This window comes from Hydrogenophaga sp. (assembly GCF_030158645.1).
In the GTDB taxonomy this organism is placed as follows: Bacteria; Pseudomonadota; Gammaproteobacteria; order Burkholderiales; family Burkholderiaceae_C; genus Hydrogenophaga.
Map to the genome: position 1 here is coordinate 59,653 of NZ_JAOASO010000038.1, position 10,917 is coordinate 70,569.

At 64.7% G+C, this 10,917-nt stretch carries 13 protein-coding genes; 6 read left to right on the forward strand and 7 right to left on the reverse strand.

What is annotated here, in order from left to right:
* Positions 1–23 precede the first annotated feature (23 nt).
* Positions 24–560 carry an inorganic diphosphatase gene (gene ppa, locus Q1W68_RS04190; protein WP_300653538.1) on the forward strand — a complete coding sequence of 179 codons (537 nt, stop codon included), beginning with the start codon at positions 24–26 and terminating at the stop codon, positions 558–560.
* Between the two features lie 9 nt (positions 561–569).
* On the opposite strand, the gene Q1W68_RS04195 is transcribed toward ppa, so the two are convergent.
* The 3 genes from Q1W68_RS04195 to Q1W68_RS04205 are packed head-to-tail and all read right to left on the reverse strand — an operon-like array spanning position 570 to position 2,562.
* Positions 570–1,016, reverse strand: a complete 447-nt coding sequence (locus Q1W68_RS04195; protein WP_300653536.1) for a polymer-forming cytoskeletal protein — start codon at positions 1,014–1,016, stop codon at positions 570–572.
* On the reverse strand, positions 1,007–1,372 hold the full coding sequence (locus Q1W68_RS04200; RefSeq protein WP_300653535.1) for a hypothetical protein: 366 nt from the start codon (positions 1,370–1,372) through the stop codon (positions 1,007–1,009). The genes Q1W68_RS04195 and Q1W68_RS04200 overlap by 10 nt, the downstream gene beginning before the upstream one ends.
* Before the next feature lie 11 nt (positions 1,373–1,383).
* Positions 1,384–2,562 (reverse strand): GNAT family N-acetyltransferase, encoded by a 1,179-nt coding sequence (locus Q1W68_RS04205; protein ID WP_300715673.1) that lies wholly within the window; start codon positions 2,560–2,562, stop codon positions 1,384–1,386.
* A gap of 50 nt (positions 2,563–2,612) precedes the next feature.
* Between Q1W68_RS04205 and Q1W68_RS04210 the strand changes: the two genes are divergently transcribed.
* Positions 2,613–4,307: an NAD+ synthase gene (locus Q1W68_RS04210; protein ID WP_300715668.1), complete on the forward strand. Its 1,695-nt coding sequence runs from the start codon at positions 2,613–2,615 to the stop codon at positions 4,305–4,307.
* On the opposite strand, the gene Q1W68_RS04215 is transcribed toward Q1W68_RS04210, so the two are convergent.
* Positions 4,304–5,326: an asparaginase gene (locus tag Q1W68_RS04215; RefSeq protein ID WP_300655834.1), complete on the reverse strand. Its 1,023-nt coding sequence runs from the start codon at positions 5,324–5,326 to the stop codon at positions 4,304–4,306. The two genes, Q1W68_RS04210 and Q1W68_RS04215, sit on opposite strands and share 4 nt — an antisense overlap.
* A gap of 105 nt (positions 5,327–5,431) precedes the next feature.
* Between Q1W68_RS04215 and Q1W68_RS04220 the strand changes: the two genes are divergently transcribed.
* Complete coding sequence (locus tag Q1W68_RS04220) at positions 5,432–5,770, forward strand: P-II family nitrogen regulator (RefSeq protein ID WP_056274681.1); 339 nt, start codon at positions 5,432–5,434, stop codon at positions 5,768–5,770.
* A 13-nt stretch (positions 5,771–5,783) separates the two neighbouring features.
* On the opposite strand, the gene Q1W68_RS04225 is transcribed toward Q1W68_RS04220, so the two are convergent.
* Genes Q1W68_RS04225 through Q1W68_RS04235 form a run of 3 tightly spaced genes read right to left on the reverse strand, consistent with a single transcriptional unit; the run spans position 5,784 to position 7,315 of the window.
* Positions 5,784–6,371, reverse strand: coding sequence for a TIGR00730 family Rossman fold protein (locus Q1W68_RS04225; protein ID WP_300655836.1), 588 nt, complete (start codon positions 6,369–6,371; stop codon positions 5,784–5,786).
* Positions 6,372–6,387: 16 nt separating this feature from the next.
* Entirely contained in the window at positions 6,388–6,786 is a 399-nt protein-coding gene (locus Q1W68_RS04230; RefSeq protein WP_300655837.1) for a diacylglycerol kinase, read from the reverse strand.
* A gap of 4 nt (positions 6,787–6,790) precedes the next feature.
* Positions 6,791–7,315 (reverse strand): RDD family protein, encoded by a 525-nt coding sequence (locus Q1W68_RS04235; protein WP_300655838.1) that lies wholly within the window; start codon positions 7,313–7,315, stop codon positions 6,791–6,793.
* Positions 7,316–7,653: 338 nt separating this feature from the next.
* Between Q1W68_RS04235 and Q1W68_RS04240 the strand changes: the two genes are divergently transcribed.
* From Q1W68_RS04240 to ilvC, 3 genes are all read left to right on the forward strand, one after another.
* Positions 7,654–9,429 (forward strand): acetolactate synthase 3 catalytic subunit, encoded by a 1,776-nt coding sequence (locus Q1W68_RS04240; RefSeq protein ID WP_300715670.1) that lies wholly within the window; start codon positions 7,654–7,656, stop codon positions 9,427–9,429.
* Positions 9,430–9,541: 112 nt separating this feature from the next.
* Entirely contained in the window at positions 9,542–10,033 is a 492-nt protein-coding gene (gene ilvN / locus Q1W68_RS04245) for an acetolactate synthase small subunit (protein ID WP_056274670.1), read from the forward strand.
* 55 nt (positions 10,034–10,088) lie between these two features.
* Positions 10,089–10,917 (forward strand): ketol-acid reductoisomerase (gene ilvC, locus Q1W68_RS04250; protein ID WP_300715672.1); only part of this gene is annotated, 829 nt, incomplete at its 3' end.

Sequence of the window (10,917 nt, forward strand, 5' to 3'; positions counted from 1 at the left end):
TTCAACCAACCACCCTCAAGAACATGTCCCTCGACAACGTCTCCGCTGGCAAGAACGTGCCCGAATCTTTCAACGTGATCATCGAAATCCCGATGAACGCCGATCCGATCAAGTACGAAGTGGACAAGGAAACCGGCGCGATCTTCGTGGACCGTTTCATGAGCACGGCCATGCACTACCCGACCAACTACGGCTACGTGCCCCGCACCATTTCGGGTGACGGTGACCCGGTTGACGTGCTGGTGATCACGCCCGTGCCGCTGATCCCCGGTGTGGTGGTGCCTTGCCGCGCCATCGGCATCCTGAAGATGCAGGACGAAGCCGGTGAAGACGGCAAGGTGCTGGCGGTGCCGATCGACAAGATCCTCTCCATCTACACCCAGTGGCAGAAGCCCGAAGACCTGAATCCGATGCGTCTGAACACCATCCAGCATTTCTTTGAACACTACAAAGACCTGGAGCCAGGCAAGTGGGTCAAGGTGATTGGCTGGGAAGGCAAGGACGCCGCCCACAAGGAAATCCTCGACGGCATCGCCGCCTACGAAGCGCAGAAGGCCTGAGCGGCCTGTTCAGCCAGCGGAGGGATCGGGCAACACGTCGTTCAACACCGGCAGGTTGTCCCCCGGGCCCAGGGTCTTGAACGGGCCCAGCAGGCTCGCCCCTTCGTAGAGCTGCATCCGCCGGGCCGAGAGCGAGCCGGTGGACACACCGCTGCGGGCGACATAGGCCATGCCCTGGCATTCCAGGCTGGTTTCCACCGCGCTGCCGCCCACGGCCCCCAGGTGGCCAAACAGGTACAGATCACCCAGCACGCGGATGCGCCCGCGCACCACGGCGCCGGTCCACACGATGAGCGGGCCGTTCACTCGGATGTGGCCCGAGATCTCGCCCTGCACCAGCAGACCGCCGTTGAACTCCAGTTCACCGTGCAACTTGCCGCCCAGGGCCACACGGTTGACCACGTTCATGGCCACCGGGTCGATGGTGAGGGTGTCCTGCGGGGTTTTCAGATCCATGGCCAGCGCTCCATCCAGGTGGCCGGCAACCAGCCGGTGGTGGGGAGCCACACGATGGCCCAGAACACCGCGCTGCCCAGCATCATCAGCAAGCCCACCAAGGCGATGCCGAGGGCATGGCGTTCCAGCCAGCGGCGCAGGCGTTTGGGCCGCCGGCGGGGGGTTCCTGCGGGGGTGTCGAGGTGGTCGAGCACGGCCCAGCTTCGCCAGCCTTCGCTCAAACCGGTGTCGCCTCGGGCGAGCGAGACCGTCAGCCCTTGCGTCGATGCGTGAGGCAGGCCTTGACGGCGCCCGAGCAGCACCGAGAAAGGTGCACCCACGATGGTGTGGGTGAAGTAGGCGTCGGTCTCGTCCATGGCGACCGAGTTTAGCGAAGCGGATTGCGCTGGGCGAGGTGGTCCATGTACTGGTCGATGCCCTGGCTCTCGCGCTCCAGGAAGCGCTGGACCGCATCGGCGAACGACGGGTGGGCGAGCCAGTGGGCGCTGGTGGTCATGACCGGGAGCAGGGCGCGCGCCATCTTGTGTTCGCCCTGCGCGCCACCTTCGAAACGCTGGAAGCCGTGTTCGATGCACCAGGCCAGCGGCGCGTAGTAGCAGGCCTCGAAGTGCAGGCAGTCCACACGCTCCAGCGCACCCCAGTAGCGCCCGTAGGCCACGCGGGTCGCGTCGTCGATGCCGATCAGGCTGCAGGCCATGGGCTGACCATCCCGCTCGGCCACAAACAGCAGCCAGTGCTGCGGCATGGTCTGCGCCATGCGGCGGAAGAAGTCGCGGTTGAGGTAGGGCGCGTTGCCGTGTTCGAGGTAGGTGCGCTCGTAGCAGCGGTAGAAGAAGTCCCAGTCCGACTCGGCAATGCCGGCGCCGCGCGACCAACGAAACGTCACGCCGGCGTCGGCGACCTTGCGCCGTTCCTGGCGGATCTTCTTGCGTTTCTCTTGCTGCAGGCTGGCAAGGAAATGGTCGAAGCTGGTGAACAGCGAGGGTGGGTCATCCCCTGATGGCGCTTCGTTCTTCCAGTGGAACTGGACCGTGTGGCGCAGCATCATGCCGGCGTCTTCGCAGGCCTTCACGTCCTGTGGTTGTGCGAACAGCAGGTGAACCGAGGACAAGTCTTCGTCGCGCACCTGCTGGATCAATGCTTTCACCAAGGCGGTGCGAGCCCCCGCGTCAACCGCGAGCAGCCGGGCCCCCGGCACAGGCGTGAACGGAACAGCCACCAAGGCCTTGGGGTAGTAGTCCAGCCCGTGCTGCGAGTAGGCGTTGGCCCAGGCCCAGTCGAACACGTACTCGCCGTACGAATTGTTCTTCAGGTACATCGGGCAGGCGGCTTGCAACGACTCGCCGCGCCACAAGGTCACGAATTGCGCTTGCCAGCCGGCGCGAGGCCGTGCGCTGCCGCTCTCGTGCATGGCCAGCAGGTATTCGTGGCGCATGAACGGGCTCGGGTCGGGGTCGACAGCCAGCAGCGCGTTCCATGCGGACTCTGCGATCTGAGCCGGGGATGAAAACACCCGGGTGACATAATCGTTTTCACCCACCTGCAGCTCCGACGCACAGCGAGCTCAAGGCCCATTTCGCAACGTTTTCAGACCCCATGACTCTTTCCATTTGCGTGGCCCAGCTCAACTTTGTGGTGGGCGACATGGCGGGCAACGCCCGGAAGGTGATCGATGCCGCCGAGAAGGCCCACGCCCGCGGCGTGAACCTGCTGCTCACGCCCGAACTCGCCCTGTGCGGCTACGCCGCCGAAGACCTGTACCTGCGCCCCGCGTTCATCGACGCCTGTGATGATGCCCTCAAAACCCTGGCGGCCGGCACCGCCCACCTCAAAGGCCTGCACATCGTGGTGGGACATCCCGCCCGTCCGGGGCTGGCCGGTGGCCAGCGGCGCGAACGCAGCGTGTCGGTGGCCCACCTGCACAACGCCGCCAGCGTGTTGCATGGGGGGGCCGTGACGCACACCTACGCCAAGCGCGAGTTGCCCAACTACCAGGTGTTCGACGAACGCCGTTACTTCGTGCCGGGCCATGACACCTGCGTGTTCGACGTGACCGGCAACGACGGCCAGTGCGTGCGCGTGGGCCTGCTGATCTGCGAAGACGCCTGGTTCGACGCGCCCGCGGCCGATGCGAAAGCGGCTGGCGCCGAGCTGCTGGCGGTCATCAACGCCTCACCCTTCCACGCCGGCAAGGGCGGCGACCGGGAATCCGCCATGCGCGTGCGCTGCCAGGCGACCGGCTTGCCCTTGGTGTACGCACACCTGGTGGGCGGGCAGGACGAGATCGTGTTCGAGGGCCGCAGCTTCGTGCTGGCGGCCGACGGTGCGCTGGCCGGGCGCGCTGTGAGCTTTGAAGAAACCTACTTTGACGCTGCCTTCATGCGCCAGGGTGCGGGCTGGCAGATCACCGCCGAGAACGACCGCGCACACAGCCCCGAGGCCGACCTCTGGCACGCGCTGGTGCTGGGTGTTCGAGACTACCTGGGCAAGAACGGTTTCCCCGGCGCCATCCTCGGCCTGTCGGGCGGTATCGACTCGGCGCTGGTGCTGGCGATTGCGGTGGATGCGCTGGGCAAGGACCGTGTGCGCACGGTGATGATGCCCTCGCCCTACACGGCGGACATCTCCTGGATCGACGCGCGCGACATGGCCGCACGCCTGGGCGTGCGCTACGACGAGATCGGGATCGCGCCGCAGTTCGAGGCCTTCAAGGCCAGCCTGGCCAGCGAATTCGCGGGCCTGCCCGAGGACACGACCGAGGAAAACCTGCAGGCGCGCATCCGCGGCACGCTGCTCATGGCCTTGTCCAACAAGTTCGGCAGCATCGTGCTGACCACCGGCAACAAGAGCGAGATGGCCACCGGCTACTGCACGCTCTACGGCGACATGGCGGGCGGCTTCGCGGTGATCAAGGACGTGGCCAAGACCATGGTCTTCCAGCTGGCGCGCTGGCGCAACGCGCACGACCCGTACGGCACGGGCGCCAATCCGATTCCCGAGCGCATCATCGTGCGCCCGCCGAGCGCCGAACTGCGCCCCGACCAGAAGGACCAGGACAGCCTGCCGGAGTACCCGGTGCTCGACGCGATCATCGAGCGCTACATGGAAAACGACCAGAGCCCGGACAGCATCGTGGCCGCCGGGTTCGACCGCGCCGACGTGGACAAGGTCGTGCGGCTGATCCGCATCAACGAGTACAAGCGCCGCCAGGCACCGGTGGGCATCCGCGTGACCCACCGAAGCTTCGGCAAGGACTGGCGCTACCCGATCACCAGCAAGTACCGCGCTTAAGGCCGCCTCAGTTCCAGCACCGCGCGCATCTCGCCGACTTCGATGCCGGCGGCGTTCTTGAGTGGGGGCGGAACCAGGCTGGCCAGGGCGGCGCGGCTTTCATCGTCAAGCCAGCCCAGCTGCTCCATCGCCGAGACGAAGGCCACCATCAATGGAGGCAGCAACCCGTCGCTCACCTTGGCGGCAATGCCGATGCCCCGGCTTAAGCTCGCAAGCACCTGCACACCGTCGGCGCCCACCTTGCTCACCCAGTCGCCGCGTCCGGCACGCATCAGAGTCAGATCGTTGCGACCCTGGCCGCTGACCAGCTCGGGGTGTCGACTCATGGCGCGGGCGATCCGCAGCGGTGCCTGGCCGTAGACCGGGTCAGGTTCTTCCTGCGTCAGGCGGGCGAAAGCATGGGCCAGCGAACGCAGCGGCAGGGCGTAGTTGGGTGCGCTGCAGCCGTCGGTGCCGCGCACCAGTTGGTCCACCGGCACGCTGGCGAAGTGGCTCACGCTGCGGGCGATCTCCTGTTGAACGACATGGTGGGTCTCGAGGTAACCATCCTGCGGCGCGCCCAGCGCGTGCGCCAGCAGCAGCATGCCGGTGTGTTTGCCGGAGCAGTTGTGGTGCAGGCGGTTGAAGCGGGCGCCGGGCTCGGGTGTGATGCCGTTGGTGCTGAAGAAGAAGGGCACATGGCTGCCACAGGCCAGGCTGGATTCGCCGGCACCGATGTGGGCCAGCAGCGCCGCGGCGCGCTCCACGTGCATGGGCTCACCGCTGTGGCTCGCGCACAGCAGGGCCACGTCGGCATCGCTCAGGTCGTAGCGCTCGGCGGCTTGCGCAATCAGCGGCATGGCCTGAAAGGGCTTGAGGGACGAACGCGTGAAGAGCGGCGAATCCACATCGCCCACGCTGGCCACCAGATGGCCCTGTGCGTTGACCACCGCGAAGGAGCCGTGGTGGATGTTTTCCGGATGGCCACCCCGGTGGGCGACGGTGATGGGGACGTGGCGGGGCAGAGCGGTTGAATTCATGGGCGGACGATTGGGTTGAGTGCGCAGTGTACGAACAGCGCCGAGGCCCTTGGGCATAATGAATCGACAACATCCTTCCCACAAGCCACGCCCTGGAGACCACGCATGAAGCAGATCACCGCCGTCATCAAACCGTTCAAACTGGAAGAAGTGCGCGAGGCGCTGGCCGAGCAGGGTGTGACCGGTCTGACCGTGACCGAGGTCAAGGGCTTCGGGCGCCAAAAGGGCCACACCGAGCTCTACCGCGGTGCGGAGTACGTGGTGGACTTCCTGCCCAAGGTGAAGGTCGAGGTGGTGGTGAAGACGGTGGACGTGGAGCGCTGTGTGGACGCGATCATTCGCGCGGCGCGCACCGGCAAGATCGGCGACGGCAAGATCTTCGTGACCTCGGTCGAGCGGGTGGTGCGCATCCGCACCGGTGAAGAGGACGAAACCGCCGTCTGAGGCGGTCCGGTGGCTAGATCGCTTCGATGCGGGTTTCCGGCGCCATGCCGGCAGCCTGCACGAGTTCCGGCAACAGCACTTGCACGTCGCTGCCGACACGGATCAGTTCCATCTGAGCACCGCTCATGAACTGCTGTTCGACCCCGGTGCGCATGAAGGCCATCAAGCCGTCGTAGTAGCCGTCCACGTTGAGCAGACCCACCGGCTTGTCGTGGTAGCCGAGCTGGCGCCAGGCCCAGACCTCAAAGAATTCTTCAAACGTGCCGATGCCGCCGGGCAAAGCCAGGAACGCGTCGGCTTTGTCGGCCATCATCCGTTTGCGTTCATGCATGTTGTCCACCACGTGCAGTTCGGTGCAACCGTGGTGAGCCCACTCCCGCTCGACCAGCGCTTTCGGAATGATGCCGATCGCTTGTCCACCAGCGGCCATGGTGGCGTCGGCCACGATGCCCATGAGGCCGTTGCGGCCACCGCCGTACACCAGCTGCCCGCCGCGTTCACCAATCCACCGGCCGACGGCGCGCGCCGTTTCCGCGAAGGCGGGTGTGGCGCCCGGGCGGGAGCCGCAATAGACACACAGTGAAAAGGCAGGTGCTGTCATGACGTGGGGTGGGTGATCAGGCCCAGCGGTGCCAGGCCGCTGCGACCCAGATGCCCACACACAGCAGCAGGCTGAGCAGCACGGCGGCGCTGCCCATGTCCTTGGCTCGCTTGGAGAGATCGTGCCATTCGGGACCGATGCGGTCGATGGCGGTTTCGATCCCGGTGTTGAGCAGCTCGACCACCATGACCAGCATCACCGAGCCCGCGAGCAGGGCGGTTTCCACCCAGCTTTGACCGAGCCAGAAAGACAACGGGACCATCACGATGGCGGCCAGCGCTTCCTGGCGGAACGCGGTCTCGCCCCAACCCGACCGCAAGCCGGCCACCGAGTAACCGAAGGCGTGCCACATGCGGGAGGCACCGGTGCGCAGCTTTTGCGCGTTGACGGGTTCGCGATCGGGGTGGAGGCTCATGGCGTCAACTCCACCAGCGACGGGGTTTGCTGGCGTCTTCCACCGGCTTGAAGTGGACCAGGCGCGTGCCGGCCAGCGCGTCGTGCAGGAACTGGCGCTGCGCGTGAAAGCGAGAAAGCAGCGCCCAGATGATGACCCAGCCCACCAGCAGCACCGAGAGCTGCTGCCCCGACAAGTGGAGGAGCCCGGCCACCGCCAGTGGGGGCAACAGCCACAGCCACGACAGCACGTAGCGCCACAGCGCACGGCCCTGCGTCAGGGCGTTGCCGTGGCGGTCGACCACGCGGATGTGCCATGTTTTCATGGCCAGGGTTTGGCCCTTGGCCCAGAACCAGCCGAAATAGATGCCGAAGGCCACGAACACGAGGGCCTGTTGCAGATAGCGGTTGTCCAGCGCGTTGCCCGACTGGGTGAACGAAGACAGCACATAGCTGGTCGTGAACAACACGCCGACGAGGAACACCACGCCGAACATCAAGGTGCCCTCGTACAACCAGCAGGCCATTCGCCTGCGGAGCGAGGGTGCCATCAGGTCGGGCGTTGGGGCGATGTCGGGGGATGGGGATGGGTCGGAAAGGGTGGCTGACATGCAGGAGCAGTGGGTTTGGCCCGCGGGGCACAGCCTCGAATTGTCTCATTGCCGTCATGGCTTGCACTTTTTCAGGGCGTTCGACCCCGCCCGAAGCCGCAAGTCTGTGCTGCAGTGCGATAATCCGCGCTGCACTTCAAAACACGGCAAACGGATCAGGGTCCGGCGGGGTATGTGTCCGCTCATGGCCACTGGTCTCAAGTCTCGACACCGCCCCACAAGGGTTGGTCAAGAGGCACCCAAGGTATTTCGTCAGAGAAATTCTCGAAAGGTTCATCATGGAAATCAACAAGGCCGAACTGGCCTCGGCCGCTGCCGCCACCGGCACTGCCCCCCAAGAACTCCGCGGCGCAGAAATCCTCGTCAAGGCCCTCCAGGCCGAAGGCGTCAAGTACATCTGGGGCTACCCCGGCGGTGCTGTTCTGCACATCTACGACGCGTTCTACAAACAAGACACCATCCAGCACGTGCTGGTGCGCCACGAGCAAGCGGCCGTTCACGCGGCCGACGGTTATGCGCGCGCCACGGGTGATGTGGGCGTGGCGCTCGTCACCTCGGGCCCCGGCGTGACCAATGCCATCACCGGCATCGCCACCGCCTACATGGACAGCATCCCCATGGTGATCGTCACCGGTCAGGTGCCCACGGCCGCGATCGGCCTGGACGCTTTCCAGGAGTGCGACACCGTCGGCATCACACGCCCCATCGTCAAGCACAACTTCCTGGTGAAGGATGCGCGCGACATGGCCATGGTGATGAAGAAGGCGTTCCACATCGCGCGCAGCGGCCGCCCAGGTCCTGTGGTGGTGGACATCCCGAAAGACGTGTCCTTCAACAAGGTGCCTTACACCGGCTATCCCGAGTCGGTGGAAATGCGCTCGTACAACCCGGTGCGCAAGGGCCACGGCGGACAGATCCGCAAGGCGCTGCAACTGCTGCTGTCCGCCAAGCGCCCCTACATCTACACCGGCGGCGGCGTGTTGCTCAGCAACGCCACCGAAGAACTGCGCACCTTGGTGAACATGCTGGGCTACCCGGTCACCAACACGCTGATGGGCCTGGGCGCCTACCCGGCTTCGGACCGCAAGTTCCTCGGCATGCTGGGCATGCACGGCACCATTGAAGCCAACAACGCGATGCAGAACTGCGACGTGTTGCTGGCCGTGGGCGCGCGCTTTGACGACCGCGTGATCGGCAACCCCAAGCACTTCGCGCAGAACGAACGCAAGATCATCCACATCGACATCGACCCTTCGAGCATTTCCAAACGCGTCAAGGTCGACGTGCCGATCGTGGGCGATGTCAAGGACGTGCTCACCGAACTCATCAACATGGTGCGCGAAAGCGCCACCAAGCCCGATGGCAAGGCGCTGTCTGCCTGGTGGGACACCATCGAAACCTGGCGCTCGAAAGACTGCCTGAAGTACGACCGCGGCAACACCGATGTGATCAAGCCGCAGTACGTGGTGGAAACGCTCTGGAACATGACCAAGGACGCCGACGCTTACGTCACGTCCGATGTGGGTCAGCACCAGATGTGGGCTGCCCAGTACTACCGGTTTGACGAGCCACGCCGCTGGATCAACTCCGGTGGCCTGGGCACCATGGGCGTGGGCATTCCCTACGCCATGGGCATCAAGCTGGCCAAGCCCGAGAGCGAGGTGTTCTGCATCACGGGCGAAGGCTCGGTGCAGATGTGCATTCAGGAACTCTCCACTTGCCTGCAGTACAACACGCCGATCAAGATCATGGCGCTGAACAACCGCTACCTCGGCATGGTGCGGCAGTGGCAGGAGATTGATTACGAAGGCCGTTACAGCCACAGCTACATGGACGCGCTGCCCAACTTCGTGAAGCTGGCCGAGGCCTATGGCCACGTCGGCATGCTGATCGAGCGGCCGCAAGACGTGGAGGCGGCGCTGCGCGAGGCGCGAAAGCTCAAGGACCGCACCGTGTTCATGGACTTCCGCACCGACCCGACCGAGAACGTCTTCCCCATGGTCAAGGCCGGCAAGGGCATCACCGAGATGCTGCTGGGTTCCGAAGACCTCTGATCCCCCGCGAGGCAGTGGTTGTCCGCTGCCTCATCCCCTCAGACGAATCTATTGCCCGCCAAGCCTGTGCATTACCGTGCGCAGGGGAGGGCGGCGAAAAGAGGAATCGCACATGAAACACATCATCGCTGTCTTGCTGGAAAACGAACCCGGGGCCTTGTCCCGCGTGGTTGGCCTGTTCTCTGCCCGTGGGTACAACATCGAGTCGCTCACCGTGGCGCCGACCGAAGACCCCAGCCTGTCCCGCATGACGATCCAGACCACCGGGTCGGACGACGTCATCGAGCAGATCACCAAACACCTCAACCGCCTGATCGAAGTCGTCAAGGTGGTGGACCTCACCGAGGGCTCGTACACCGAGCGCGAGCTCATGATGGTGAAGGTGCGTGCGGTGGGCAAGGAGCGCGAAGAAATGAAGCGCATGGCCGACATCTTCCGCGGGCGCATCATCGATGTGACCGAGAAGAGCTACACCATCGAGCTCACCGGCGACCAGACCAAGAACGACGCGTTCCTGGAAGCGATCGACCGCTCCGCCATCCTTGAGACGGTGCGCACCGGTGCCAGCGGCATCGGGCGCGGCGAGCGCATCCTGCGCGTGTAAGACAATCCCCCAGTTTTCAATTTCCCCGAACAACACATTTCAACCGGAGCAACCCATGAAAGTTTTCTACGACAAAGACTGTGACCTGTCCCTGATCAAGGGCAAGACCGTGGCCATCATCGGCTACGGCAGCCAGGGCCACGCACATGCACAAAACCTCAATGACAGCGGCGTCAAGGTCGTGGTCGGCCTGCGCAAGGGCGGCGCCTCGTGGGACAAGGTCGGCAAGGCCGGCCTGACCGTGATGGAAGTCAACGATGCCGTCAAGTCGGCCGACGTGGTCATGATCCTGCTGCCCGACGAGCAGATTGCCGAGGTCTACCACCAGAACGTGGCTCCCCACATCAAGCAGGGTGCATCGCTGGCCTTCGCCCACGGTTTCAACGTGCACTACAACCAGGTCGTGCCGCGCGCCGATCTGGACGTGTGGATGGTTGCGCCCAAGGCCCCCGGCCACACCGTGCGCAACACCTACACCCAGGGTGGCGGCGTGCCCCACCTGGTGGCCGTGCACCAGGACAAGAGCGGCAAGGCCCGTGATCTGGCCCTGAGCTACGCCATGGCCAACGGTGGCGGCAAGGCCGGCATCATCGAGACCAACTTCAAGGAAGAGACCGAGACCGATCTGTTCGGTGAGCAGGCCGTGTTGTGCGGCGGTGCGGTCGAGCTGATCAAGATGGGCTACGAGACGCTGGTAGAAGCCGGCTACGCGCCTGAGATGGCTTACTTCGAGTGCCTGCACGAGCTCAAGCTCATCGTGGATCTGATCTATGAAGGCGGCATCGCCAACATGAACTACTCGATCTCGAACAACGCCGAGTACGGCGAGTACGTGACCGGCCCCGAGGTCATCAACGAGCAGTCGCGTGTGGCCATGCGCAACG

Bases quoted from the DNA above. Each gene is read 5' to 3' on its own strand.
- ppa (WP_300653538.1), top strand. From the start codon at position 24: ATGTCCCTCGACAACGTCTCCGCTGGCAAGAACGTGCCCGAATCTTTC.
- Q1W68_RS04195 (WP_300653536.1), bottom strand. From the start codon at position 1,016: ATGGATCTGAAAACCCCGCAGGACACCCTCACCATCGACCCGGTGGCC.
- Q1W68_RS04200 (WP_300653535.1), bottom strand. From the start codon at position 1,372: ATGGACGAGACCGACGCCTACTTCACCCACACCATCGTGGGTGCACCT.
- Q1W68_RS04210 (WP_300715668.1), top strand. From the start codon at position 2,613: ATGACTCTTTCCATTTGCGTGGCCCAGCTCAACTTTGTGGTGGGCGAC.
- Q1W68_RS04215 (WP_300655834.1), bottom strand. From the start codon at position 5,326: ATGAATTCAACCGCTCTGCCCCGCCACGTCCCCATCACCGTCGCCCAC.
- Q1W68_RS04220 (WP_056274681.1), top strand. From the start codon at position 5,432: ATGAAGCAGATCACCGCCGTCATCAAACCGTTCAAACTGGAAGAAGTG.
- Q1W68_RS04225 (WP_300655836.1), bottom strand. From the start codon at position 6,371: ATGACAGCACCTGCCTTTTCACTGTGTGTCTATTGCGGCTCCCGCCCG.
- Q1W68_RS04230 (WP_300655837.1), bottom strand. From the start codon at position 6,786: ATGAGCCTCCACCCCGATCGCGAACCCGTCAACGCGCAAAAGCTGCGC.
- Q1W68_RS04235 (WP_300655838.1), bottom strand. From the start codon at position 7,315: ATGGCACCCTCGCTCCGCAGGCGAATGGCCTGCTGGTTGTACGAGGGC.
- Q1W68_RS04240 (WP_300715670.1), top strand. From the start codon at position 7,654: ATGGAAATCAACAAGGCCGAACTGGCCTCGGCCGCTGCCGCCACCGGC.
- ilvN (WP_056274670.1), top strand. From the start codon at position 9,542: ATGAAACACATCATCGCTGTCTTGCTGGAAAACGAACCCGGGGCCTTG.